The sequence below is a fragment of the Variovorax paradoxus genome (assembly GCF_009498455.1).
Classification (GTDB): Bacteria; Pseudomonadota; Gammaproteobacteria; order Burkholderiales; family Burkholderiaceae_C; genus Variovorax; species Variovorax paradoxus_H.
The window spans coordinates 3,332,390-3,356,148 of the sequence record NZ_CP045644.1; the positions used below are offsets into that span (position 1 = coordinate 3,332,390).

The 23,759-nt window shown below is 68.7% G+C and carries 20 protein-coding genes; 3 read left to right on the forward strand and 17 right to left on the reverse strand.

The window, feature by feature from the left end; genetic code table 11:
- Nucleotides 1-2 precede the first annotated feature (2 nt).
- Genes GFK26_RS15295 through GFK26_RS15335 form a run of 9 tightly spaced genes read right to left on the reverse strand, consistent with a single transcriptional unit; the run spans nucleotide 3 to nucleotide 9,597 of the window.
- Nucleotides 3-791, reverse strand: a complete 789-nt coding sequence (locus tag GFK26_RS15295) for a crotonase/enoyl-CoA hydratase family protein (RefSeq protein WP_153282684.1) — start codon at nucleotides 789-791, stop codon at nucleotides 3-5.
- A complete protein-coding gene (locus GFK26_RS15300) occupies nucleotides 791-1,774 on the reverse strand; it encodes an acyl-CoA dehydrogenase family protein (RefSeq protein WP_153282685.1) in 984 nt (327 codons plus the stop codon). Before GFK26_RS15300 ends, GFK26_RS15295 begins: the two co-directional genes overlap by 1 nt.
- Nucleotides 1,775-1,799: 25 nt before the next feature.
- Nucleotides 1,800-2,963 (reverse strand): acyl-CoA dehydrogenase family protein, encoded by a 1,164-nt coding sequence (locus GFK26_RS15305; RefSeq protein WP_153282686.1) that lies wholly within the window; start codon nucleotides 2,961-2,963, stop codon nucleotides 1,800-1,802.
- Between the two features lies 1 nt (nucleotide 2,964).
- Complete coding sequence (locus tag GFK26_RS15310) at nucleotides 2,965-3,903, reverse strand: SDR family oxidoreductase (protein ID WP_153282687.1); 939 nt, start codon at nucleotides 3,901-3,903, stop codon at nucleotides 2,965-2,967.
- 13 nt (nucleotides 3,904-3,916) lie between these two features.
- The gene (locus GFK26_RS15315) at nucleotides 3,917-4,903 is read right to left on the reverse strand and encodes a Bug family tripartite tricarboxylate transporter substrate binding protein (protein ID WP_153282688.1); all 987 of its coding nucleotides are present in this window, start codon (nucleotides 4,901-4,903) and stop codon (nucleotides 3,917-3,919) included.
- 26 nt (nucleotides 4,904-4,929) lie between these two features.
- Nucleotides 4,930-6,063, reverse strand: coding sequence for an acyl-CoA dehydrogenase family protein (locus GFK26_RS15320; RefSeq protein WP_153282689.1), 1,134 nt, complete (start codon nucleotides 6,061-6,063; stop codon nucleotides 4,930-4,932).
- Nucleotides 6,064-6,067: 4 nt separating this feature from the next.
- Complete coding sequence (locus GFK26_RS15325) at nucleotides 6,068-7,243, reverse strand: acyl-CoA dehydrogenase family protein (RefSeq protein WP_153282690.1); 1,176 nt, start codon at nucleotides 7,241-7,243, stop codon at nucleotides 6,068-6,070.
- 1 nt (nucleotide 7,244) lies between these two features.
- Complete coding sequence (locus GFK26_RS15330) at nucleotides 7,245-8,432, reverse strand: lipid-transfer protein (RefSeq protein WP_153282691.1); 1,188 nt, start codon at nucleotides 8,430-8,432, stop codon at nucleotides 7,245-7,247.
- A gap of 25 nt (nucleotides 8,433-8,457) precedes the next feature.
- Entirely contained in the window at nucleotides 8,458-9,597 is a 1,140-nt protein-coding gene (locus GFK26_RS15335; protein ID WP_153282692.1) for an acyl-CoA dehydrogenase family protein, read from the reverse strand.
- A 96-nt stretch (nucleotides 9,598-9,693) separates the two neighbouring features.
- Between GFK26_RS15335 and GFK26_RS15340 the strand changes: the two genes are divergently transcribed.
- Both GFK26_RS15340 and GFK26_RS15345 read left to right on the forward strand, forming a co-directional pair.
- The gene (locus GFK26_RS15340; RefSeq protein WP_228122024.1) at nucleotides 9,694-12,498 is read left to right on the forward strand and encodes a LuxR C-terminal-related transcriptional regulator; all 2,805 of its coding nucleotides are present in this window, start codon (nucleotides 9,694-9,696) and stop codon (nucleotides 12,496-12,498) included.
- Between the two features lie 210 nt (nucleotides 12,499-12,708).
- Nucleotides 12,709-13,632 (forward strand): AraC family transcriptional regulator, encoded by a 924-nt coding sequence (locus tag GFK26_RS15345; RefSeq protein WP_153282693.1) that lies wholly within the window; start codon nucleotides 12,709-12,711, stop codon nucleotides 13,630-13,632.
- A 49-nt stretch (nucleotides 13,633-13,681) separates the two neighbouring features.
- Here GFK26_RS15345 and GFK26_RS15350 read toward each other — a convergent pair whose 3' ends face one another.
- Nucleotides 13,682-14,683 carry a carbon-nitrogen hydrolase family protein gene (locus tag GFK26_RS15350; protein ID WP_153282694.1) on the reverse strand — a complete coding sequence of 334 codons (1,002 nt, stop codon included), beginning with the start codon at nucleotides 14,681-14,683 and terminating at the stop codon, nucleotides 13,682-13,684.
- A 255-nt stretch (nucleotides 14,684-14,938) separates the two neighbouring features.
- On the opposite strand from GFK26_RS15350, the gene GFK26_RS15355 reads away from it, so the two are divergent.
- Nucleotides 14,939-16,519 (forward strand): AMP-binding protein, encoded by a 1,581-nt coding sequence (locus tag GFK26_RS15355; protein WP_153282695.1) that lies wholly within the window; start codon nucleotides 14,939-14,941, stop codon nucleotides 16,517-16,519.
- 57 nt (nucleotides 16,520-16,576) lie between these two features.
- Here GFK26_RS15355 and GFK26_RS15360 read toward each other — a convergent pair whose 3' ends face one another.
- From GFK26_RS15360 to GFK26_RS15390, 7 genes are all read right to left on the reverse strand, one after another.
- Nucleotides 16,577-17,560 carry a Bug family tripartite tricarboxylate transporter substrate binding protein gene (locus tag GFK26_RS15360; protein WP_153282696.1) on the reverse strand — a complete coding sequence of 328 codons (984 nt, stop codon included), beginning with the start codon at nucleotides 17,558-17,560 and terminating at the stop codon, nucleotides 16,577-16,579.
- A gap of 41 nt (nucleotides 17,561-17,601) precedes the next feature.
- A complete protein-coding gene (locus GFK26_RS15365) occupies nucleotides 17,602-19,488 on the reverse strand; it encodes a feruloyl-CoA synthase (protein WP_153282697.1) in 1,887 nt (628 codons plus the stop codon).
- A 91-nt stretch (nucleotides 19,489-19,579) separates the two neighbouring features.
- Nucleotides 19,580-20,404, reverse strand: coding sequence for an SDR family NAD(P)-dependent oxidoreductase (locus GFK26_RS15370; RefSeq protein WP_153282698.1), 825 nt, complete (start codon nucleotides 20,402-20,404; stop codon nucleotides 19,580-19,582).
- Nucleotides 20,405-20,444: 40 nt separating this feature from the next.
- Complete coding sequence (locus GFK26_RS15375; RefSeq protein WP_153282699.1) at nucleotides 20,445-20,861, reverse strand: MaoC family dehydratase; 417 nt, start codon at nucleotides 20,859-20,861, stop codon at nucleotides 20,445-20,447.
- Nucleotides 20,862-20,878: 17 nt separating this feature from the next.
- Nucleotides 20,879-21,319: a MaoC family dehydratase N-terminal domain-containing protein gene (locus tag GFK26_RS15380; RefSeq protein ID WP_153282700.1), complete on the reverse strand. Its 441-nt coding sequence runs from the start codon at nucleotides 21,317-21,319 to the stop codon at nucleotides 20,879-20,881.
- Nucleotides 21,316-22,506 (reverse strand): lipid-transfer protein, encoded by a 1,191-nt coding sequence (locus GFK26_RS15385; RefSeq protein WP_153282701.1) that lies wholly within the window; start codon nucleotides 22,504-22,506, stop codon nucleotides 21,316-21,318. The genes GFK26_RS15380 and GFK26_RS15385 overlap by 4 nt, the downstream gene beginning before the upstream one ends.
- A 24-nt stretch (nucleotides 22,507-22,530) precedes the next feature.
- The gene (locus GFK26_RS15390; RefSeq protein ID WP_153282702.1) at nucleotides 22,531-23,670 is read right to left on the reverse strand and encodes an acyl-CoA dehydrogenase family protein; all 1,140 of its coding nucleotides are present in this window, start codon (nucleotides 23,668-23,670) and stop codon (nucleotides 22,531-22,533) included.
- Nucleotides 23,671-23,759: the final 89 nt, after the last annotated feature.

Consider the following 23,759-nt stretch of genomic DNA (forward strand, 5'->3'; position numbering starts at 1 on the left):
CCTCAGCCCTTGAACACCGGCGCTCGCTTCTCGATGAAGGCCGCCACGGCCTCGTGATGGTCCGCGGTCTGGTGCGACATCACCTGGAAGGCCGCCGACATTTCCAGCAGCGTGTCCAGGCGCGAATGCAGTGCCTCGCGCAGCAGGCGCTTGGCCAGGCGCACGGCGTGCGGCGGGTTGGCAGCAATCTGTTCGGCGATAGCGCGGGCCGTCGGCATCAGCTGCTCGCGCGGCACGACGCGCGACACCAGGTTCCACTCCGCAGCCTGGCGCGCGTCGATGGTCTGGCCGGTCAGGGTCAGCTCGGTCGCGCGCGACAGGCCGATGATGCGCGGCAGCAGCCACGCGCCGCCGTCGCCGGGAATGATGCCCAGCTTGACGAAGCTCTCTGCGAACTTGGCCTCTTCGGCCGCCACGCGGATGTCGCACATGCAGGCCAGGTCGAGGCCCGCGCCGATGGCGTGGCCGTTCACCGCGGCGATCACCGGCACCTCGAGGTTGAACAGCGCCAGCGGCAGCTTCTGGATGCCCAGGCGGTATTCGCGGCGCAGTTCCATCGCCGGCAGTTCGCTGTAGCGGCCCATGTCGCGCACGTTGCCTCCCGACGAGAAGGCCGAGCCCGCGCCCGTGAGGATCACCGCGCGCACCGAATGGTCGACGTGGATGCGGTCGATGGCGGCCAGGAACTCGGGCACGGCCGTGTTGCCGGTGAGCGGGTTGCGGCGCTCGGGGTCGTTCATCGTCAGGGTGACGATGTGGCCGTCTTGTTCGTAGTTCAGAAAGTCGGTCATCAGAGAATTTCCTCCATCGTGAATTGCAGGACCGACGGCGTTGCGCTGCCGAGCAGTGCTTCGCCGACGATACGGTTCCAGTACGTTTCCGAGCCGTCGGCCATGCGCCATTCATGCAGGCGCCGGCTGTAGAGCTGGAGGTCGAACTCTTCAGTCACGCCGATGGCGCCGTGCAGCGCATGCGCTGTCGATGCCACCAGCGGCACCGACGCGCTGGTGCGCGCCTTGGCGGTGGCGGTGGCGAGCAGGGGCGGGATCTTTTCGCCGGCCTTGAAGGCCAGCTCCGCCGCCACGCCCGCGCACGCGACGTGCTCGGCCATCACGCTCAGCTGGTGCTGGATCGACTGGAACTTGCCAATCGCCTTGCCGAACTGCACGCGGTCGTTGCAGTAGCCCAGCGTCATCGCGAACAGGCGCTCCATCGCGCCTGCGAGGGCGGCGGCGTGCAGTGCCGCACTGAACACGGCGACCTGCGCGCCGTTGTCGCCGACCGGCGCGCCGACAGCGTCGGCAGTCCAGCGCAGCGACGCGCCGAGGCTGCCGCGAATGCCGGTCGTCGTGCGCTGCGCGCGTGCTGCGTCGAGCAGCACGAGCTGTCCGTCGAGGTTGGCGAGCACGTGGTCGGCGATGGCGCCGAACGCGACGTGGGCCGCGCCGATCGACCCGTCGGCCGCGCGCTGCGCATGGCCTGCGAGCGTGAGCAGGCCTTGCGGTGGTGCCACGTCGCCCAGCAGCGCCCGCGCCGCGATGCGCTGTGCCGCTGGCACCGGCACCGCGTGCCGGCCCATGGCCACGAAGATCGGAAAGACCGCGTCCAGGTCGAGCCCGGCGCCGCCGGCCTCTTCGCTCGCCATCAGTTCGAGGAATCCGCTTTCGGCCAGCGCGCCCCACAGTGCTGCAGCCGATCCGCCGTTCTCGATCGCGCGAATGGCGGCCGGCGTGCAGTGGTCGACGAGGATCGCCTCAATGGCTTCGGTGAACATGTTCATGTCTCCTTGGGTGACTTGCTCAGCGCAGGCCCAGGCCGCGCGCGATCATGCCGCGCAGGATCTCGCGCGTGCCGCCGCGCAGCGAGAAAGTCGGCGAGATCTGGCTCAGGTAGGCGATCGTGCGGTGCAGGTCGGCATCGACCTCGACGCCGCGCGCCGGGTCGGCTGCCACGGCCGCTTCGATGGCAGCGGGAATCGCCTGTTCGAATTCGGTGCCGATGTCCTTGACCAGCGCCGCCTCGACCACGGGGCTCTCGCCGCGCGCCAGCTTGGTGGTCACGGCGATCGACAGGCTGCGCAAGGTGGCAAGCTGCGTCGTGAAGCCGCCGAGCAGCACGGCATCGGCCGGCGTGAAGCCGGACTTGCGCAGGCTCTGCAGCCAGGTGTCGAGCAGCACCACGCTCGAATACAGCCGCTCGGGGCCGCTGCGCTCGAAGGCCAGTTCGGCGTTCACCTGCATCCAGCCGCTGCCTTCGTCGCCGATCAATGCGTCGTCCTGGAGGAAGACATCGTCGAAAGTGACTTCCGAGAAATGCGCGTCGCCCGTCAGGTCGACGATGGGCCGCACCTGGATGCCGGGCAGCGAGAGATCGACGATCAGCTGCGACAACCCGCCGTGCCGGTCTTCCGGCGCGCCCGAGGTGCGCACCAGCGCGATCATGTAGTGCGAGCGCTGTGCGTTGGTCGTCCAGATCTTGCGACCTGTCAGACGCCATCCGCCGTCCACACGGGCAGCGCGCGTGCGCACGCTGGCCAAGTCGGAGCCCGCGTTGGGCTCGCTCATGCCGATGCAGAAGAAGGCTTCGCCGCGGCAGATGCGTGGCAGGTAGAAGTCCTTCTGTACCTCGGTACCGAACTTGTTGATCAACGGGCCGCTTTGCCGGTCGGCGATCCAGTGGGCCGCGACGGGGGCGCCGGCCGCAAGCATTTCCTCGACCAGCACGAAGCGGCGAAAGGCGTCGAGCCCGGCGCCGCCGTAAGCGGCGGGCAGGGTGATACCGACCCAGCCGCGCTGCGCGAGCCGCCGGCTGAAGGCCGCGTCGAAACCCATCCAGGTGCGCGCGCGCACGGCGGGCGCGGCGGGCGCCAGGTTCGTCGCCAGGAAGTCGCGCACTTCCGCGCGAAAGGCCTCGGCCGCGTCGGGAAGCTGGGCGAGGCGGAAGGCCTCGAGCAATTGGCTCATGCTAGTGCTCCGTGGGAATCTCGCCGGTGGTGAGCGCGTTGGGCGCCGCCTGCTTCACCAGCCCGGGGATCAGGTCACCCAATTCCTCGACCGTCCAGCGTCCTTGCTTCTCGATGCGCGGGCCGGCGTGCCAGCCCTCGGCCACCGTGATGCGCCCACCGCGCGCGCCGAACACGCGCCCCGTGATGCCGCGCGATGCGCTGCTGCCCAGCCATGCCACAAGCGGCGCGACGTTCGACGGGTCCAGCGGATCGAAGTCGGGCGTTTCGTTGCGGATCGCCTGCCACTTGGGACTCGCGAAGATGTCTTCGGTGAGCCGGCTCATGGCCGTGGGGTAGATGGCGTTCACCGTCACGCCGTAGCGGTCGAGCTCGCGCGAGGCGATCACCGACAGGGCGGCGATGCCGGCCTTGGCCGCACCGTAGTTCGACTGGCCGGCGTTGCAGTACAGGCCCGACGACGAGCTGGTGTTGATGATGCGCGCGTCGCGCTGGCGGCCCGCCTTCGACTCGTTGCGCCAGTAGGCGGCGGCGTGGCGCGAGGGCGCGAAGGTGCCGCGCATGTGCACGCGGATCACCGCGTCCCAGTCTTCCTCGTCCATGTTGACCAGCGTGCGGTCGCGCAGGATGCCGGCGTTGTTGACCAGCACGTCGAGGCCGCCGAAGGTGTTCACGGCCACATCGATCATGCGCTGGGCGCCGGCCCAGTCGGCCACGTCGTCGCCGTTGGCAATCGCCTGTCCGCCCATCGCTTCGATCTCGGCCACGACCTCCAGCGCCGGGCCACTGGCCGCGCCGGGGCTGCCGTCCCCGCGCCCGCCCAGGTCGTTCACCACGACCTTGGCGCCCTGGCGTGCGAATTCGAGGGCGTACTCGCGGCCGATGCCGCGGCCCGCGCCGGTGATCACGACCACGCGGTCCTTGCAGAGTTGTTGCTTCATGTCGATGGGCTCCTTATTTCTGCGTGAGGTCGACCTGCTTCGACAGCGCGCGGTAGCGTGCTCGTTCCGAAGCGAGCATCTCGCCCATCTCCTTGCTGCCGACGGTGAACACTTCCGCGCCCGCCGTCTCCGTCACGTAAGTGGTGAACTCCGGCTGCTTCATGGCCTTGAGCAGCGCCGCCTCCAGCGTCTTCACGGCAGGCTCGGGGGTCTTGGCGGCCACGCCCAGGCCGATCCACACGTACAGGTCGTAGTTCGGCTGGCCGCTCTCGCGCACCGTGGGCACGGTGGCGAGCTTGGGGTGGCGTTCCTTGCCGGTCACGGCCAGCGGCCGCACCTTGCCCGAGGCGATCAGCGGCAGTGCACCACCGACGTCGAGCAGCGCCAGGTCGACCTGGCCGCCCATCAGGTCGGTCTGCACCTGTCCGGGCGACTTGTAGGGGATGTAGTTGAACTCGACCCCCGCGCCCTGCTGCAGCATCAGCGCGCCAATGCGGTAGTGGTTGCTGTAGCTGGCCATGCTCACAGTCTTCGGGCTCCTCTTCGCGGCGGCCATCGCTTCGGCGTAGGTCTTGTAGGGCGACGCGGCGCCGGTCACCAGCACCGCCGCGCTGCGCAGCATGGTGGCGAGCGGACGCAGGTCCTTCTGCGCGTCGTAGGGCAGGTTGTCGTTGATCAACGGGTTGATCACCATCGACGACGGCGAGAGCATGAGCACGCTGTAGCCGTCCGCCGGCGAGGCCAGCACGCTCTGCACTGCCAGCACGGCGTCGCCGCCCGGCTTGTTCTCGATGAAGGTCGACTGGCCGCCCAGCTCCGGCGTGACGAGCCGGGCCACCAGCCGCGTGATCGTGTCCGAGCCGCTGCCCGGGCCCAGCGGCACGATGAAGCGCACGGGGCGCGACGGGAAGGCGTCGGCGGCTTGCGCGGGCGGCATGGCGACGGTGCATAGCGAGGTCAGTGCAGCGCCCAGCAGGCGAAGGGTGTGGCGGCGTTTCATGTCGTGTCTCCGTTGGGTTTCTTGAGTCAAAGGCGTGTCAGGTGCACCAGGCGCGCGGCCTGCGCGTCCACGTCGCCGAACAGCTGGTCGAGCACGTGGATGCGGCGCAGGCAGTGGCCCACGGCGTATTCCTCGGTCATGCCGATGCCGCCGTGCGACTGGATGGCCTGCTGGCACAGCGCCCGCGCGTGGCGGCCGATGGCCAGCTTGGCGCGCGGCAGGTCAGTGGCGGCGCTGTCAGAGGTCGGGGCGTCGACCGCCACTGCGGCGGCCATCGCCATGCTGCGCGCCATCTCGAGCGCGACGGCCATCTCGGCCACGCGATGGCGCAGCGCCTGGTACTCGCCGATGAGGCGGCCGAACTGCTTGCGCGTGTTGACGTAGGCGGTGGTGAGCGCAAAGGCCGCCTCCATGGTGCCGACCATGTCGGCGCAGACGGCGGCGGTGCCGGCGGCCACCGTGGCGCGGATGGCTGCCGCGGCGCGTGCGTGGTGGGACGCGTCGCCCAGCGGCTCGGCGACCGTGCCGTCGAGCAGCAGTTCGCCAGAGGGTGTGTCGTCGATCAGTCGGAAGGGGCGCAGCTTCGCATCGGAGGCATCGACGAGGAAGAGTGCGAGGCCGTCTTCGTCTGCGGGCTGGCCGCTCACGCGTGCGCTCACCACGAAGCTGTTGGCCGCGCCTGCATGCAGCACGAGCGACTTGGCGCCGTCGAGGCGCCATCGATCGCCGTCGCGTCGCGCGCGGGTCTCGACCCACAGCGGCGCATGACGCGCTTGCGCTTCATCGTGCGCCCAGGCCATGCGCAAGCTGCCATCGGCCAGCGCCGGCAACAGGCGGTCCTTCTGCGCTTCGCTGCCCGCCGACAGCACGGCCGTCGCGGCAAGCACGCTGGAGGCCAGGTACGGTTCGAGCAGTAGTGCGCGGCCGAAAGCCTGCATCACCGGCAGCCGGTCGCCCGCGCTGCCGCCCAGGCCGCCGAAGGCTTCGGGGATGCCCAGGGCCGTGACGCCCAGCGCGGCCAGCTGGCCCCAGGCCGCTTCGCTCCAGCCGGCCGGCGAGTGGGCGATGGCGCGGCGCTGCTCGAAGCCGTAGTGGTCGTCCAGCAGCCGTGACAGGCTTTGCGCCAGCGCCTGCTGGTCTTCGTTCAGATCGAATTGCATGGCTTTATCCCAGGAGCGTCTTGGCCAGGATGTCCTTCTGGACCTCGCTGGAACCGCCGTAGATGGTGGTTGCGCGGTAGAAGAAATAGCGCGGGGCGGTGGCCGCCAGCGGATGCTGCTGCGCGGCATCGCCTTCGGCGTCGTGGCGCTCCAGGCCGGCCGGGCCGGCGAGGCGCGCGATCAGCGTGGTCAGCGCCTGCATCAGCTCCGAGCCCTTGAGCTTGAGCACCGAGGCGAAGCCGGGGTTCTTGCGGCCGATTTCGGGGTCGAGCAGGAAGCGCCAGTTGGTCAGTTCCAGCGCGCGGATCTCCGCGCCCAGCTCGGCCAGTTCGGCGCCCAACTTCGGGTCGTCGAGCAGCCGCGTGTCGCCCTGGCGGATGTCCGCGGCGAGTTCGCGGGCCGCGTCCAGGCGCTCCCAGCACAGGCCCACGTTGGCGATGTTGGTGCGCTCGCTGGCCAGCAGGTATTTGGCGCAGTCCCAGCCGCGGCCCTCTTCGCCGACGAGGTTGGCGACCGGCACGCGCGCGCTGTCGAAGAAGACCTCGTTGAGGTGGTGCTGCCCGTCGATGGAGACGATGGGGCGCACCGACACGCCCGGCGTCTTCATGTCGATCAGCAGGAAGGAGATGCCGTCCTGCTTGCGCGCCGTTTGCTCGGTGCGCACCAGCGCGAAGATCCAGTCGGCGTGGTGGGCCGAGGTGGTCCAGATCTTCTGGCCGTCGACGACATAGTGGTCGCCGTCGCGCACCGCGCGCGTGCGCAGCGAGGCCAGGTCGGAACCCGCATCCGGCTCCGAGAATCCCTGGCAGAACCACAGGTCGAGCCGCGCGAGCTGGGGCAGGAAGAAGCGCTTCTGTGCTTCGGTGCCGAAGCGCAGCAGCACCGGGCCGAGCATCGCGATGTTGAAGGGCAGGGGCAGCGGTGCACCGGCGCGCTGCAGCTCTTCGAACAGCACCAGCCGCTCGGTCGTGCCCAGCCCAGCGCCGCCGTATTCGGCAGGCCAGTGCGGCGCAGCCCAGCCGCGCTCGTGAAGGATGCGCTGCCAGGCCACGGTGTCCTGCTTGCGCGCCGCATGGCCGCGGCGCAGGCGCGCGCGGATGTCGGCGGGCAGGCGCTCGGCGATGAACGCGCGCACCTCATCGCGGAAGGCGAGCGCGTCGGGGCTGAGCTGCAGGTCCATGTCAGTTCCTGCCGTAGAGCGTCACGACGCAGGCGCCGCCCAGGCCCACGTTGTGCTGCAGGCCCAGGCGCGCGCCTTCGACCTGTCGCTTGTCGGCGCTGCCGCGCAGCTGGTGCGTGAGCTCGTAGCACTGCGCCAGGCCGGTGGCCCCCAGCGGATGGCCCTTGGACAGCAGGCCGCCCGAGGGGTTGATGACGACCTTGCCGCCGTAGGTGTTGTCACCGTCGTTGACGAACTTCTCGGCGCCGCCTTCAGGGCAGAAGCCCAGGCTCTCGTAGCTGATGACTTCGTTCTGCGCGAAGCAGTCGTGCAGCTCGCACACGTCGATGTCCTCGGGGCCGACGCCGGCCGCCTCGTACACGCGGGTGACCGCAGCCTGCGTCATGTGCGTGCCGACCCAGCTGAGCATCGACGGCGGCTCGAAGGACTGCACCGGGTCGGTGGCCATGGCCTGCGCCAGGATCTGCACGTCGGTGCGCAGCCCGTGCTTCTTCGCGAAGCGCTCCGACACCAGCAGCGCCGCCGCGCCGCCGCAGGTGGGCGGGCAGGCCATTAAGCGGGTCATCACGCCGGGCAGCAGCACGGTGTCGTTCATGACTTCTTCGGTCGTCACGATCTTGCGGAACAGCGCCAGCGGGTTGTTAGCCGCATGGCGGCTGGCCTTGGCGCGCACCGCGGCGAAGGTTTCCATGCGGCAGCCGTAGCGCTCCATGTATTCGCGGCCGGCGCCGCCGAAGGTGCGCAGCGCCTGCGGCATGCCGTCCATGTCGGCCGTGAGGCCGCGCAGCACCGGCAGGAAGCGCTCGCGTGTCGGCGGGCGGTCGTCCCAGTGCGACTTGAGGGCGCCGGCCTGCATCTGCTCGAAGCCCAGGGCCAGCACGCAATCGGCGTCGCCCGAGGCGATGGCCTTGCGCGCCAGGTACAGCGCTGTGGAGCCGGTCGAGCAGTTGTTGTTGACGTTGACGACCGGGATACCCGTCATGCCGACCTCGTACAGCGCTGTCTGGCCGCAGGTGGAGTCGCCATAAACGTAGCCCACGTAGGCCTCCTGCACCACGTCGTAGCCGATGCCCGCATCGGTCAGCGCGCGGCGCACGGCCTCGGCGCCCATCTCGGTGTAGCTCAGGCTCTGGCCCGGCTTGGCGAAGGGGATCATGCCGACGCCGGCGACGATTACTTTTTCGGTCATGTGCTTGTCCTGAGAGGGAAGTGGTTCAGAGTTTTCTGGAGATGAGGTCGCGCTGCGTTTCGTTGCTTCCGCCGAACACGCGCGTGATGCGGTAGTCGGTGAAGGCGCGGGCAATCGGGTACTCCAGCATGTAGCCGTAGCCACCATGCAGCTGCACCATGTCGTCGATGCACTTCCACAGCGTTTCGGTCGCGAAGAGCTTGGCGATGGCCGCCTCCTGCACGCTGATGCGCCGGCGCATGTGCTCGCCGATGTAGTAGTCGACCAGCGTGCGGGCTGCCACCGCCTGTGCCTTGATGTCGGCCAGCTTGAACTTGGTGTTCTGGAAGTCCCACACCGTGCCGTCGAAGGCCTTGCGCTCCTTCACGTACTCCAGCGTCTGCTCCAGCAGGCGCTCGAGCTTGGCGGCGCTGTACACGGCGATGATCAGGCGCTCCTGCGCCAGCTCCTGCATCAGGCAGACGAAGCCCTTGTTCTCTTCGCCCAGCAGGTTGTCGACCGGCACGCGCACGTTGTCGAAGAACAGCTCGGTGGTGTCGGCGGCCGGCTGGCCCACCTTGTCGAGCTTGCGCCCGCGCCGAAACCCCGCGCGGTCGGCTTCGACCATGATCAGGCTCACGCCCTTGCTGCCGGCGCTCGGGTCGGTCTTGCAGGCCACCAGCACCATGTCGCAGTTCAGGCCGTTGCTGATGAAGGTCTTGCTGCCGTTGATGACGTACTCGTCGCCGTCGCGCACCGCGCTCGTGCGGATCGACTTCAGGTCGGAGCCCGTGCCCGGCTCGGTCATGGCGATGGCCATGATGGTCTCGCCGCGGCAGATCTTGGGCAGCCAGCGCTGCTTCTGTTCCTCGGTGCCGAAGCGCACGATGTACGGCGCGGTGATGTCCGAATGCACCGACAGGCTGAAGCCCGAGACACCCGAGCGGTGCAGCTCTTCGGCCAGCACGCAGGAGTGGCCGAAATCGCCGCCGCCGCCGCCGTATTCGGTCGGCACGGTGACGCACAGCAGCCCTTCGCGGCCGGCCTTGAGCCAGGTCTCGCGGTCGGTGCGGCCGGCGGCGTCCCACGCGGCCTGGCGCGGCAGGCATTCGCGCTCGAAAAATCGCCGTGCGGTGTCGCGCAGCATCTCGTGGTCTTCGCGGTACACGGTGCGGTGGATGTTCACGGGGTCTCCTTGTCTTGCAGCGATTCTGGGCGCCGCACCCCCTTAACCCCACTACCCAGATCGGGTGGCGGGCGGGCCACAATGCCGGCCAGAGACATGCAGAACAAGCCACTTTCCCCCTCGCGTTCGCCCGACGCCTCCGGGCTCAAGGCCCTGGTCGCCACCAAGATGGTCCCCCCCCGCAGCGCCGGGCGCGCCGTGGCCCGCGAGGCGTTGCTGGCCCGGCTGATGGAGGGGCGCCGCCGCCGTTGCGTCGTGCTGCAGGGCCCGGCCGGTTGCGGCAAGACCACCACCCTGGTCGCGTGGCGACAGGCGCTGCTGCCGCTGGGCTTCGACGTCGCCTGGCTCAGCCTCACGCCCGAGGACAACGAGCCCACCCGCCTGCTGGACTACCTGCTGGCCAGCGTGGCGCAGGTGGCACCGGTCGCCACCCAGGAAGCCGCCGACTACGCCGGCCGCGGCGTCGACAGCGAGGCCGTCGAGCGCGCGCTGATCGCGCTGGTGCGCGGCATTGCCGCCCATCCGCGCGAGCTGGTGCTGGTGCTCGACGACCTGCAGCACCTCATGGACGCGCGCCTGCACGAGGCGCTGCAATGGCTGCTGGACTACGCGCCGGGCAACCTGCACCTGGCCATGGCTTCGCGCGGCGCGCTGCCGCTGTCGCTCGACCGCCTGCGCGCCGAAGGCCAGGTGCTCGAGATCGACGTGCGCGAGCTGCGCTTTTCGCCGGCCGAGTCCGAGCGCTTCCTGCAGTCGCAACTGGGGAGCATCGCGCCGCGCGATGCGCTGGCGCTGCACGAGCTGTGCGACGGCTGGGCCGCCGGCCTGCAGCTGCTGGCCATCAACTGGAAGAAGCGTCGCCAGGAACTGGGTGTGGGCCAGGGCCAGGTGCCAGGCGACTTCGTGCGCGCCCACGTGCAAGACCCGCAGGCCTTCGCCGCCTATTTCGAGAAGGAAGTGCTGTCGCACCTGGCGCCGGCCGATCTCGATCTGCTGATCAGCGTGTCGGCCTGCAGCCGCTTCTGCGCGCCGCTGTGCGCGGCCTTGCTCGGCCGGCCCGTGGACGACCCCGCCACGGCGCCGCTGCTGGCGCGGCTGGAGGGCGAGAACCTGTTCATCGTGCCGATCGAGACCAGCGCCGAGCGCGAGACCTGGTACCGCCTGCACCCGCTGCTGCGCGAAACCCTGCGCGGGCGCCTGCGCCAGCGCAGCGAGGCCGGGCAACGCGCGGTGCACCGCATCGCGTGGCAGTGGTTTCGCGACCACGGCCTCATCGACGAGGCCGTGCGCCAGGCCGTGGCCGCGGGCGAGGGCGCGGCGGCCGCGGCGCTGGTCGAGAAGTCGGCCCATGGCCTGGCCGTGCGCGGCGAGCTGCGCAAGCTGATCGGCCTTGTGCGCCAGCTGCCGCCGGCCGAAGTGCAGGCGCGCATCGGGCTGCGGCTGTGGATGATCCGCATAGAACTGTTCGCGCGGGAGCTGGATGCTTTCTCTGCTCACATCGCGCGCCTGCGGCCCGACATTCCGCCGGACGACGCCATCAGCCACTACTGGCTCACGCTGCTCGAAGCCTCGCTGGCCTTGCAGCGCGACGACACCGACGCCGCCATGGCGCTGCTGCCGCGCCTGCAGGCTGCGCCCGAAGGCGCGGACGCGCTGGCCACGGGGGCGCGCGACAACATCCTGTCCTGGCTGTACATGCACCGCGGCGACTACGAGCGCGCGCGGCGCGTGCAGCAGGACAACCCGATCCGCCTGATCGACGGCGAGCCCTTGCGCGGCAGCTCGTCGGGCACGCTGCAAGGCCGCAGCCTGGCCGGCCTGAGCTACGCCATGGAGGGCCGCATGACCCAGGCCGAGCGTGTCTACCGCGACGTGCTGCGCGAAGCCAACGAGGGCGGCAGTGCCTGCGTCGATGCCACCTACCTGTCGACCGCGCTGCTGGGCGAGGTGCTCTACGAGCACGGCGAGACCGAGGCCGCGGTGGCGCTGCTCGAAGACCGTGTGGACGCGCTGGAGCGCGTGTCCATTCCCGACTCGGTGCTGCGCGTGCACCGCTCGCTCGCTGCCGCGCACTGGGCGGCCGGGCGACGGATGGAAGCCATGGCCTGGCTGGAGCGGCTGGAAGACTACAGCGCCGCGTTGGGCCTGGACCGGCTGCTGGTGCACAGCCTCACGATGCAGGTGCACTACCGCCTGCAGATGGGCGACCCGGCCGCCGCCGAAGTGGCGCTGTCGCGCGCCAACGAGATCGACGCGCGCCATGCCGATGCCGCGCACAGCGCACTCGGCGAGATTGCCGTGGTGGCCGAGCGCGCGCGCATCCGCTGGGCGCTTGCCCGCGGCGACACGGACGATGCGGCGCGCAGGATCGAAGCGCTGATAGCGAACATCGCGCTGCGCGGACGGCAACGGTTGATCGCGCAGATGAAGCTGCTGCAGGCCCTGATCGAGCAACGCAGGGGCAGGGCGCAGGCCTCGCGGGAATGCACGCTGGCGGCCTTGCGCAGCGGCCACCGGCTGGGTCTGGTGCGCAGCCTGCTCGACGCGGACCCGGCGGTGATGACGCTGGTGGCGGAAGTGGCGAAGGACGCATCGCTGGACCCGGTGCTCGGTTTCTATGCAGAGCGCCTGGGACGCGCGGGACTCGTGCCTGTCGCTGCCGATGCGACGGTCTCGGTGGGTGTGGCCCCCGAGGCGGGCAGGCGCCCGGTCGAGCCGTTGAGCGACCGCGAGCGCGACGTGCTGGGCTTGCTCGCGCAGGCGATGCCCAACAAGAAGATCGCGCTGGCACTGGGGCTGTCCATCGACACCGTGAAATGGCATCTGAAGAACATCTACGGGAAGCTTGGGGTGGCGGGGCGGGACGAGGCAGTGGCGTGGATGCTGGGGAGGCAGGGGTAGGGCGCTTCTCGTTTCGGCACTGGAACGTCTGGACCAGACGGGTTGCCGGTCAAGAATTCCAGCAGCCGTGCTGCGCGGGCAGCGTTGGAGGCTCTCCGGCAGTCACGGATTCTTGTGCAAAGGCGCTCATCGATCGCACAATTCGGGCGCGGGCGCGTCCTTTCAAGGCGGGGCGTGCGACCTGCTCCAAAACGCCTGTGCCAGCAACGCATGAAAACCGCAGCATCTTCGAGCGTGCGTGAGACGCTCACCGCGGACATCACCCACGGTATCGCTCAACGCTCAGAGATCACGCTCCTGGACGACAGCATTCCGTTGCGCTGGCGGTCGCTCTACGCTTGGCTGGTCCGTGAGACGCCGTGGAGTGCGGAGCTTCCGACCGCGTCGGCGCCTGGCATTGCCTTCTGCCTGGGACACTCCTGCCGTGTGACACGCACCATCGAAGCACGGCGTCAACAGGAGACCCTGCGACCGCGCCAGTTCAGTGTGTTGCCTGCTCACCTCCATTCGCAATGGACGATTGCCGGCAGCCCGGAAATCCTTCACCTCTATGTGCATTCGGCCGCGTTCGATGCCGTAGCCAATGACTTGTTCGATCGGGCCGGTGGGGACGTAGAACTCTTGCCGCGCCTGTGCGAGCATGACCCTGTCATCGAGCACATCGCCAGCACGGTCTTGATCCTTCTGCGGGAGAAGGATCCGCAAAGCCGGCTGCAGGCCGACCACTTGGCGTACCTGCTGGCAGGCCGCCTTGTCAGTCGTCACTCGAACCTCAGCACCCGAGCGGCATCGGCGCCGCTCACCATTGCTGCGCATCAATGGAGGCGAATGCTCGACTTCGTTGAGGCCCATCTTGCCGAGGATCTTTCACTCGAAGCGCTCGCGAGTTGCGCGGGCATCCATCCTTCGCATGTCTGGCGCGCATTCCGTGCCAATCTGGGCACCAGTCCGCACCGCTATGTGGTGTCGCAACGCCTCGAGCGCGCGCGCCACCTGCTCGAGCACACGGCAGACCCCCTGGCCGAGGTGGCATTGCGCGTGGGCTTCTCGAGCCAGAGCCACCTCGCCGCCGCCTTCAAGAAGGACTGTGGCATGACCCCTGTGCAGTACAGAAGAGAGTTTTTCAGGGCCTGACCCGGTGACCCAGGGCAGCGCTTCCGATGCCCATTGAACCCTTGCGCCTCTAGAGTTCACCGGGGTGCGCTGTGGCGGGGACCACGGCGTCTGCCACCGTTTGGGCGGGCAATGTCGTTTGCGGCGTCCTGATGATGTCGAACATGAAGACATCAGGCCGTCCATAGTGACCTGCGCCATCCGCGAAGAACTTGGCAAAGGGGATGAGGGAGAGGTCAAGGTCCGCGTAGAGCACCTTCTCCGTGTCGCGATGCGGCTCGGCCAGCCACTTTCCATTGGGTCCCATGAAGCCCGTGAAGCCACCGCCAAGTGTGGGCGCGTCGGGGCCGGGCTTGACACCAAGACGCTCGATGATCTCCTCGGAGATGCGCCCTTGGACCAGGATCACATAGGTTTGCGCACAGATGGCATGGGCTGCTGCGAGGGTCGTCGCGTAGTGGTCGAAGTCGCCCGCGTTGGGGTCGCCATGCGTTGCATTGATGGCAGGCCAGGAAGCCACATGGATCTGCTCTCCCATGGCCGCGAGCGCGTGCCTGTTGAGATCCATGCTGTGCTCGAAGCAGATCAATCCGCCGACCTTGGCGAAACCCGTGTCGATCACGAAGACGTCACGCCTGTCGCCGCGGCCCCAGACCGTGCGCTCGGCGTTGGTCGGGTGCAGTTTGCGGTGCTTTGCGGCGAGGCGTCCCTCCGGGGAGAACCAGGCCATGGTGTTGTAGAGCGTTCCGCCCTCGCGTTCGTTGACGCCCAGGCAGACCCAGACGCCCGCCTCTTGTGCGGCGGCAGCGATGGCATTCGCCTGGGGGCTAGGGAATTCGATCGCATGGCGGTAAAGCTCCGCGAAGAGCGGGGCCGCGTATTTGGACGTGTGAGACCAGATCCAGTGCGGGTACCCGGGCAGGAAGGTCTCGGGGAATGCGACAAGCCTCGCGCCGCCAGCCCCCGCTTGATGAATGAACTCGACAGTTCGGCGGACGCCGGCCTCGAGGTCGAGGAAGGGGGCGGCAGCGTGAACGGCTGCGACGCGAATGGTTTCGAAGGAAGTCGTCATGGCATGAAGGAAGTGAATGGCGAGCGAAGGTGCGGGCGCATATTCCGCCTGCGAGCGCACTGCGGGCTATCAGAATCCGCTCGCCGCCATCGAAATCTTCTCTTCCTGTTAATGCGGCACTGAATGTCGGCGTTCGCCACCGAACAGGCACGCCCCCCCCGATGCGGGTGGCCGCCTTCAGCATGTTCCGGTTGCCTACTCAAGCCCACGGGTCGAAATCCGCCCGCAGCCCTGAGAAACGAAAGCCCGGCCGCCATGCACCCACCTCCCAGTCCGACCTTGCACCAAGGCTCCACCTTCGCCGAGCTCTACCGCTCTGCCTTCAAAGCCTTCTCCACCCGCGAGGCACTCGTGGGCGATGGCGTGCGCATGAGTTATCGTGAACTCGAACAAGGCTGCCATCGCATGGTGCGTTGTTTTCAAGGGATGGGCCTTCGGCGACAAGACGGCATCGCCGTCCTGGCCGCCAACCGGCCCGAGTCGGTGATGGTCATCATCGCGGCGCACCTGATGGGGCTGGTCTACACGCCGCTGCATCCGCTGGGATCGGAAGAGGACCAGGCCTTCATCCTGAGCGACGTGAAGGCCAAGGCGCTGGTGGTCGACGTGTCGCACCATGCCGGGCGCGGGGCGGCACTGGCGCAGCGCCACCTGGTGCCGCATGTGCTGACGTTGGGGCCGGCTGCCTACGGCATCGACCTGCTCGCTGAATCGAGCGGCCTGGACGGCAGCGACATCGCGCTCGACGCGCAGCCGGACGACATCCTCAAGATCGCCTACAGCGGCGGCACCACGGGCCGCTCGAAGGGCATCGTGCATCACCAGCGCACGGTGGTGACGTCGGCGCTGCAGCAGCTCGCGTGTTGGGAATGGCCGTCGGAGGTGCGCTTTCTGGCCGCCACGCCGGTGTCGCATGCAGCGGGCGCGATGCTCCTCACGACCTTCCTGCAGGGCGGCACGGTGCATCTTCTCGAGCGCTTCAGCGTCGATGGTTTTCTGCAGACGGTCGCGGCCGAGCGCATCACCACGACCTTCCTCGTGCCCACGCAGATCTACGGCTTGCTCGATGCCTCCGAGGCGCTGGCTACGCACGACGTGTCGAGCCTGCAACTCGTGCTGTACGGCGCCGCGCCGATGGCGCCGGCGCGCTTGCGACAGGCGCTGGGCCGGTTCGGTCCGGTGTTCGCGCAGGTCTACGGCCAGGCCGAGGCGCCGATGACCATCAGCTACCTGCGTCGCGACGCGCACGATCTCGATCGCCCCGAGCGGCTGAGCAGTTGCGGCCGCAGCCTGCCGGGCAACCAGGTGCGCCTGCTCGACGCCCACCATGCCGAGGTGCCGGTGGGCGAGATCGGCGAGCTGTGCGTGCGCGGCCCGCTGGTGATGTCCGGTTATCTGGATCGGCCCGAGGAAACGGCCAAGGCTTTCGCCGGCGACTGGCTGCACACCGGCGACATGGCGCGCCGCGATGCCGACGGCTACCTCTACCTGGTCGACCGCGCGAAGGACATGATCATCAGCGGCGGCTTCAACGTGTACTCCAGCGAGGTCGAGAGTTGCCTGGCGCAGCACCCGGGCGTGGCGCTGTCAGCGGTCATCGGCGTGCCGCACGAGAAGTGGGGCGAGGCGGTGATGGCGGTGGTGGTGCGCAAGAAAGAGGGCGCTCCGGTGGACGCCGCCGAGCTGATCGCCTTCGTCACCGAGCGCAAGGGCGTGGTGCAGGCGCCCAAGCTGGTGACCTTCGTCGACACGCTGCCGCTGACCGCGCTCGACAAGGTGGACAAGAAGGCGCTGCGTGCCAGGTACTGGACCGGGCAGGACAGGCAGGTCGGATAGAAGACAGAAAAACGGCCGCACGCGGCGGCCGTTCGCATGTGTGTCGGCGCTTGCTCGTCAATCCACCTTCGCGCCCGACACCTGCACCAGCTTCTGGATCACCGGCCCACTGGCCTCGAAGTTCTTCCTGAACTCGGCCGAGCTGTTGCCCATGCCCACCAGGCCGAAGGCCTGGAAGCGCGCCTTCATGGCGGCGGTCTGCACGACGGCGCGGGCTTCCTTCTCCAGCCGGGCGAGGATGGGTGCGGGGGTCTTGGCGGGGGCGGTCAGCATCACGCCGCCGAGGGGCTTGAACTCGTCGTCGGGGAAGCCGGCCTCGACCATGGTGGGCACGTTGGCCAGCTCGGGCAGGCGCTTGTCGCCGACGATGGCCAGGGCCTTCAGGCGGCCGCTGGCGAGGTGCGGGGCCATGGTGCCCAGGGTGCCGATGCCCATCGGGATCTGGCCGCCGAGGATGTCCTGGATCATCGGTGCCTCGCCCTTGTAGGCGGCATGCGCCATGTCGAGGTGACGTGATTCGCTCAGGTGCGCCATCAGCAGGTGGCTCGAAGAACCGACGCCGAACGAGCCGTAGTTGACCTTGCCCTTGTTGGCGGTGGCCCAGCTCACCAGCTCCTTCATGTTCTGCACGGGCACGTCCTTGCCGACCGCGAACACGAGGCTGGCCGAGCAGATCTCGGTGATGAAGGCGAAGTCGCGCCGCACGTCGTAGGGCACCTTCGAGAACATGTAGGGCGCGTAGTAGATCGGCGTGGCATGCGAGAAGAACAGCGTGTAGCCGTCGGGCGCCGCACGTGCCACCGCCGAGGCGCCGAGCAGGCCGGAGGCGCCGGGCTTGTTGTCCACGATGACGGTCTGGCCCAGGCGCTTGCCGAGTTCGTCGGCCATCACGCGCGCGAGCACGTCGGTGGCGCCGCCGGGTGGTGCCGGCAGCACGAGCGTGATGGTCCGCGTCGGGTAGTCCTGCGCGAAGGCGAGGGTGCTGCAGGCGAGGGCGGCGATGCCGATCAGCCGTCTGGCGAAATGAGATGTGCTGTGCATGGTGTCTCCGTTTTTTCTGTGAAGGCGAGGCGGACGCGCGTTCAGGCGCGCGCCACCTGCGGGCCGGGCTGCGGCTCGAACAGTTGCGCCACCCGGTCGGCCCGGCGCGCGCGCGTGGCCGACTGGTTGACGTAGCCCTTGTCGGCGATTTCGTTGGCGTCCATCGAGGGCGGCTCGGCCATCAGCAGCAGACGCTCGACGCGCAGGCTGGCGCTGCCGGTGTCCTTGCGCAGGCGCTCGCCGAGGGCCGCGACCAGGGCCGGATGCACGACGAGTTCGGCGGCGTCCAGGCCCGCGAGTTCGGGCAGCAGGCGCTGGCAGGCTGCCACGTTGGGCCAGGCCAGCGCGGCGACGTAGGTCTGGTCGTGGCCGCAGATGACCGCATCAGTGATCAGCGGCGCGCAGCGCTCGACCAGCCCGAGGCGGATGGCGCCGGTGCGCACCCAGGTGCCGTTGACCAGCTTGAAGTCTTCCGCCACGCGGCCGTCGAAGCGCATGCCCCGGGTGGGGTCGTTCGCATCGACCAGCCGCACCGCGTCGCCGAGCTTGAAAAAACCTTCCTCGTCGAATGCCGCGGCCGTGAGCTCGGGCTGCGCGACATAGCCGCTGAAGTTGTGGGCGCCGCGCACCCGGATCTCGTAGCGCTCGCCCTCCAGTGGCACCAGCTTGATCTCGGTGCCGGGCGCGGGCGCGCCGATGTTGGCCAGGTCGTCGCAGGCCCAGTTGCGGTAGGTGCCCACGCCGGTGGTTTCCGTCGAAGCCAGCCCGGTGCCGAACACGATGCGTTCGCCCACGGTGCGTTCGGCCACGCGCTGGATGCGCTCGTTGACGTCCTGGGGCAGGCTGGCGCCGCCGTAGCCGAAGTTGACGACGCGGGCGAACAGGCTGCGCGCCAGCTGCGGGTCGCGCTCGAGTTCGGTCGCGAGCATGGTCCACGCCGAGGGCACGCTGGTCAGCAGCGTGGGCGACACCTCGCGCAGGTTGCGCACCGTGCGTTCGAACAGGCCCGGCAGCGGCTTGCCGTCGTCGATGTAGTGCGTAGCGCCGAGCAGCACCGCGCGCCCGAGGTTGAGCACGCCGCCCAGGGCGTGGTGCCAAGGCAGCCAGTCGAGGAACACGGGGGGCTCGTCCTGCTCGGCGAAGCTGGCGAACATGTCCGACTGGCTCGCCGCCGTCGCCTGCAGGTTGCGGTAGCTGAGGGGCACGCCCTTGGGCACGCCGGTGGAGCCGGAGGTGAAGAGAATCCGGGCGATGTCGTCCGGGCGGATGGCCGCGTGCGCGGCGGCCACGCGGTCGCGGCGTGCGGCCGTGAGCTCGAGCGCCGAGAGCGCGTGCCACGACAGGGCGCCCGGTGCGGCACCGTGCACCGCGATCACCGGCACGTCGGGGCCGCCGACGGCAGCCACAGCGCGTTCGAAGGTGGCGCCGTCCTGCACGAACAGCGCCGCCGGCGGCACGAGTTCGCACACGCCCTTCAGGCGCGCGAAGTCGCGGCTCAGCAGCGAATAGGCGGGCGACACCGGCGCGACCGGCACGCCGACGTATTCGGCCGCCAGCAGCAGCACCAGCTGCTCCAGCGAGTTGGGCGAGAGCACGACCAGCGGGCGGCCCTGGCCCAGGCCGAGTTCGAGCAAAGCTGCGCCCACGGCCTGCACCTGCTGCCACAGGGCGCGCCAGGTGATGCGGTTCCATTCGCCGCTGTGCGCGTCGCGTTCGCAGAAGGCCGGCAGGTCGCCGCGGCGTTCGGCCCAGTGGGGGATGTAGCCCGCGAAGCCTGTGCGGCCCGTGGCCTTGGGCGTGAGCGGGGAGCGCAGGATCAGCGTGCCGTCGGCGCGCCGTTCGCACAGGGTCTGGCGAATCGCGTACGGCACGGCCCGGTAGCGCACCGCAGTGGGTGCCCGGGTGGGTTCGTCGGCGAGGGTTGTCATGTGTGTCGTGTCTCCGGAATTTTTCTGGCCCAACGCGAGGCCGCGGGCGTGTCAGGCCACCCGCGGCCGTCCCCACTTTGCGCGTGTTTACTTACTGCGGCGAGCCGGCCACCGCCACGATCTGGCCGGTGATGTAATTCGACTCGGGCAGGCAGAACAGGTACACCGCGCCGGCCGCTTCTTCCGGCGTGCCGCCGCGGCCCAGCGGGTTGCGCTGCGCATGCGACTTCAGCAACTCGGGGTTCAGCCCCACGCGGATGTCGCGGCCTTCGATGTTCACGGTGGCGCCGGCCTTGGCATCGGCATTGGTCATGCGGGTGTGGATCAGGCCGAAGGCCACCGCGTTGACGTTGACCTTGAAGCGGCCCCACTCGCGGCTGAGCGCGCGCGTCATGCCGATCACGCCGGCCTTGGCCGACGAGTAGTTCATCTGTCCGGCATTGCCGTTCAGCGCCGAGGTCGACGAGACGTTGACCACTTTGCGGTACACCTCGATGCCCTTTTCCTGGTCGGCCTGCGCCTGCGCCTTGATGACCGGGTAGGCCGCGCGCAGGATGCGGAAGGGCGCCGTCATGTGGCAGTCGACGATGGCGTGCCACTGCTCGTCGGTCATGCGCTGGATCACGTCGTCCCAGGTGAAGCCGGCGTTGTTGACGATGATGTCGATGCCCTTGAAGTGGTCCATCGCCGTCTTGATGTAGCGCTCGGCGAAGTCGGGCGCGCTGACGTTGCCCGCGCAGGCCACCGCCTCGGCGCCGCTCTTCTTCAGCAGCTCGACCGTCTCCTGCGCCGGGTCGGCGTCCAGGTCGTTGACCACGATGCGTGCGCCCTGGCTGGCCAGCTTCATGGCGATGGCCTGGCCGATGCCGCGACCCGAACCGGTGACCAGTGCCACCTTGCCGTCAAGAGTTCCCATGTGTCTATCTCCAGAAATGAATGAGTGAATGGATGGGGGTTCAGAGCGCGACCACGGCATCGCCCACGATGCGGGTCTCGCCGTACTGGTTGCGCGTTTCGATTGCGAGCTTCACGCGCTGCTCGCCGTTCACCTCGAACTTCTCGACCACCCGGCCCGTGCAGGTGATCTGGTGGCCCAGGTGCGTGATGCCGGTGAAGCGCACGCCGAAGCTGCGCAACTTGCGCTGGTCGACCCACTGCGTGAGCAGGCGTCCCAGGTAGGCCATCGACAACATGCCGTGCGCGAACACGTCGGGCATGCCGGCCTTGCGCGCGTAGTCGAGGTCAATGTGAATCTGGTTGTGGTCGCCCGAGGCGCCGGCGAACAGGGCCAGCGTGGTGCGGGTGATGGGCGGCAGGGCCAGCGGGGGCAGGGCGTCGCCGACAGTCGCGGTGGTGGGGGAAGGGGTGCTCATGGTCGTTGCCTTCTTCTTCATGCGTTCTTGTGAACGAGGATCGAGCGCAGGTCGGCCACGTGCTCGCCGCGCTGGTTGGTGACGCGCGACTTGCGCTCCACGAAGCTCAGTGCGCCGTCCTTCTTGTCGTAGATGTCGGCGATGTGCGTCTCGAACTGCAGCGTGTCGCCGGCGTAGGCCATGCGGTGGTAGTCGAAACTTTCTTCGCCGTGCAGGATGCGCGAGGTCACGATGCCCAGCGTTTCGCGCCAGGCGTTCGACGGAATCTGGAACTCCAGCGAGAACAGGAAGGTCGGCGGCAGCGGCAGGCCCGGATGCCCGGCATCGCGCGCGGCCGATTCGTCCAGATAGACGGGGTTGGTCTCGCCGATGGACTTGGCGAAGAAGCGCAGCTGCCCCGCCTCGGCCGTGGCCTTGTAGACCGGCAGCTTCATGCCGATGTGCTTCTTGTCGATCATGCGCTGGCCCTCTTGTAGATCGTCACGACACCGGCGCCGCCCAGGCCCAGGTTGTGCTGCAGCGCCACCTTGGCGCCTTCGACCTGGCGTTGGTCTGCCGTGCCGCGCAGTTGGTGCGTGAGTTCGTAGCACTGGGCCAGGCCGGTGGCGCCCAGCGGGTGGCCCTTGGACAGCAGGCCGCCCGAGGGGTTGGTGACCCAGCGACCGCCGTAGGTGTTGTCGCCGTCGTTCACGAGCTTCTCGCCTTCGCCTTCGCCGCACAGCCCCAGGCCTTCGTAGGTGAGCAGCTCGTTCTGCGCGAAGCAGTCGTGCAGCTCGATGACGTCGATGTCCTTGGGGCCGACGCCGGCCTGCTCGTAGGCCTGCTTCGCGGCCAGGGCCGTCATGTCGAAGCCGACCACGCGGATCATGTCCTTGGCGTCATAGGTGCTGGGCAGGTCGGTGGCGAGCGCCTGGCCGGCAATCAGCACGTCGGTGCGCAGGCCGCGCTTGCGGGCGAAGGCTTCCGACACCACGATGGCCGCGGCGCCGCCGCAGGTGGGTGGGCAAGCCATCAGGCGGGTGATGACGCCGTCCCACAGCATCGGCGCGTTCATCACGTCCTCGGTCGACACGACGTTGCGGAACACGGCCAGCGGGTTGTTGGCGGCATGGCGGCTGGCCTTGGCGCGGATGGCGGCGAAGGTCTCCAGCTTGGTGCCGTACTTCTGCATGTGCGCGCGGCCGGCGCCGGCAAACTGGCGGATGGCCGACGGAATTTCGGGATGGCCGACCAGCTCGTCCACCACTTGGGCGGCGCGCTCCAGCGCGGGTGCGCGATCGTCCCAGCGCGACTTGAGCGCACCCGGGTTCATCTGCTCGAAGCCGAAGGCCAGCGCGCAGTCGACCGCGCCGCTTTGCACCGCCTGGCGCGCCAGGTACAGGGCCGACGAACCGGTGGCGCAGTTGTTGTTCACATTGAGCACCGGAATGCCGGTCATGCCCACGCGGTACACGGCCTTCTGGCCGCAGGTGGAGTCGCCGTAGACGTAGCCGGCATAGGCCTGCTGCACGTCGCTGAATTCGAGCCCGGCATCGGCCAGCGCCATGCGGATGGCCTGTTCGCCCATCACGTCGTAGGGCTCGCTGGTGCCGGGTTTCTTGAAGGGGATCATGCCGACGCCGGCGACGAATACCTTGTTTGCCATGTGTGGTTCCTCGGTTGGTTTGAATCAGAGTTTTCTGGCGATCAGCTCGCGCATCACTTCGCTGGTGCCGCCGTAGATGCGCGTGACGCGCATGTCGACGAAGTCGCGTGCGATGGGGTACTCCAGCATGTAGCCGTAGCCGCCGTGCAGCTGCACCATCTCGTCGAGCGCCTTGCCCAGCGTCTCGGTGGCGAAGAGCTTGGCGATGGCTGCTTCTTCGAGCGTGAGGCGCCGGCGCATGTGCTCGCCGATGTAGTGGTCGATCAGGGTGCGCACGGCCACGGCCTGTGCCTTCACGTCGGCGAGCTTGAACTTGGTGTTCTGGAAGTCCCACACGGTCTGGTCGAAGGCGCGGCGCTCCTTGACATAAGCCAGCGTGTTCTCCAGCGCGCGCTCCAGTCGTGCGGCGGCGCCGACGGCGATGGTGAAGCGCTCCTGCGGCAGCTCGCCCATCAGGTAGGCGAAGCCCTTGCCTTCCTCGCCCAGGCGGTTGACCACCGGCACGCGCACGTTGTCGAAGAAGAGTTCGGCCGTGTCCTGCGCGTACTGGCCCACCTTCTCGAGCTTGCGCCCGCGCCGGAAGCCCGCGCGCGTGGCTTCCACCGCGATCAGGCTGATGCCCTTGGCGCCGGCGGCCGGGTCGGTCTTGCAGACCACGAGGATCAGGTCGGCCGTGAGCCCGTTGCTGATGAAGGTCTTGCTGCCGTTGATGACGTACTCGTCACCCTCGCGAACGGCGGTGGTGCGCACCGCCTTCAGGTCGCTGCCGGTGCCCGGCTCGGTCATGGCGATGGCCAGGATGGTCTCGCCCGAGGCCGTGCCGGGCAGCCACTTGCGCTTCTGTTCCTCGGTGCCGGCGCGCAGGATGTAGGGCGCGATGATGTCCGAGTGCATGCCGAAGGCCGGGCCGCTCACGCCGGAGCGCGCCATCTCTTCGCTGAACACGGCCGCGTGGCCGAAGTCGCCGCCGCCACCGCCGTAGTCCTCGGGGAGCGAGGCGCACAGCAGGCCTTCGCGGCCGGCCTTCAGCCAGGTCTCGCGGTCGACCTGGCCGGCACGGTCCCAGTCGGCTTGGCGCGGCTTGCATTCGCGTTCCAGGAAGCGGCGCACCGTCTCGCGGTACATCTCATGGTCGTCTCGAAAGACGTTGCGGGTCACGTTCACGGATTTGTCTCCTGAGGGGCTCGTGGCAAGACCCAAAGGTAAATCCGGGGCGGGGACCACCACTCCCGATGGGGGCGGGTTGACCCGAA

What these genes read in the sequence shown, in the direction of transcription:
- GFK26_RS15295 (WP_153282684.1), bottom strand. Translation starts at nt 791, where the DNA reads ATGACCGACTTTCTGAACTACGAACAAGACGGCCACATCGTCACCCTG.
- GFK26_RS15300 (WP_153282685.1), bottom strand. Translation starts at nt 1,774, where the DNA reads ATGTTCACCGAAGCCATTGAGGCGATCCTCGTCGACCACTGCACGCCG.
- GFK26_RS15305 (WP_153282686.1), bottom strand. Translation starts at nt 2,963, where the DNA reads ATGAGCCAATTGCTCGAGGCCTTCCGCCTCGCCCAGCTTCCCGACGCG.
- GFK26_RS15310 (WP_153282687.1), bottom strand. Translation starts at nt 3,903, where the DNA reads ATGAAGCAACAACTCTGCAAGGACCGCGTGGTCGTGATCACCGGCGCG.
- GFK26_RS15315 (WP_153282688.1), bottom strand. Translation starts at nt 4,903, where the DNA reads ATGAAACGCCGCCACACCCTTCGCCTGCTGGGCGCTGCACTGACCTCG.
- GFK26_RS15320 (WP_153282689.1), bottom strand. Translation starts at nt 6,063, where the DNA reads ATGCAATTCGATCTGAACGAAGACCAGCAGGCGCTGGCGCAAAGCCTG.
- GFK26_RS15325 (WP_153282690.1), bottom strand. Translation starts at nt 7,243, where the DNA reads ATGGACCTGCAGCTCAGCCCCGACGCGCTCGCCTTCCGCGATGAGGTG.
- GFK26_RS15330 (WP_153282691.1), bottom strand. Translation starts at nt 8,432, where the DNA reads ATGACCGAAAAAGTAATCGTCGCCGGCGTCGGCATGATCCCCTTCGCC.
- GFK26_RS15340 (WP_228122024.1), top strand. Translation starts at nt 9,694, where the DNA reads ATGCAGAACAAGCCACTTTCCCCCTCGCGTTCGCCCGACGCCTCCGGG.
- GFK26_RS15345 (WP_153282693.1), top strand. Translation starts at nt 12,709, where the DNA reads ATGAAAACCGCAGCATCTTCGAGCGTGCGTGAGACGCTCACCGCGGAC.
- GFK26_RS15350 (WP_153282694.1), bottom strand. Translation starts at nt 14,683, where the DNA reads ATGACGACTTCCTTCGAAACCATTCGCGTCGCAGCCGTTCACGCTGCC.
- GFK26_RS15355 (WP_153282695.1), top strand. Translation starts at nt 14,939, where the DNA reads ATGCACCCACCTCCCAGTCCGACCTTGCACCAAGGCTCCACCTTCGCC.
- GFK26_RS15360 (WP_153282696.1), bottom strand. Translation starts at nt 17,560, where the DNA reads ATGCACAGCACATCTCATTTCGCCAGACGGCTGATCGGCATCGCCGCC.
- GFK26_RS15365 (WP_153282697.1), bottom strand. Translation starts at nt 19,488, where the DNA reads ATGACAACCCTCGCCGACGAACCCACCCGGGCACCCACTGCGGTGCGC.
- GFK26_RS15370 (WP_153282698.1), bottom strand. Translation starts at nt 20,404, where the DNA reads ATGGGAACTCTTGACGGCAAGGTGGCACTGGTCACCGGTTCGGGTCGC.
- GFK26_RS15375 (WP_153282699.1), bottom strand. Translation starts at nt 20,861, where the DNA reads ATGAGCACCCCTTCCCCCACCACCGCGACTGTCGGCGACGCCCTGCCC.
- GFK26_RS15380 (WP_153282700.1), bottom strand. Translation starts at nt 21,319, where the DNA reads ATGATCGACAAGAAGCACATCGGCATGAAGCTGCCGGTCTACAAGGCC.
- GFK26_RS15385 (WP_153282701.1), bottom strand. Translation starts at nt 22,506, where the DNA reads ATGGCAAACAAGGTATTCGTCGCCGGCGTCGGCATGATCCCCTTCAAG.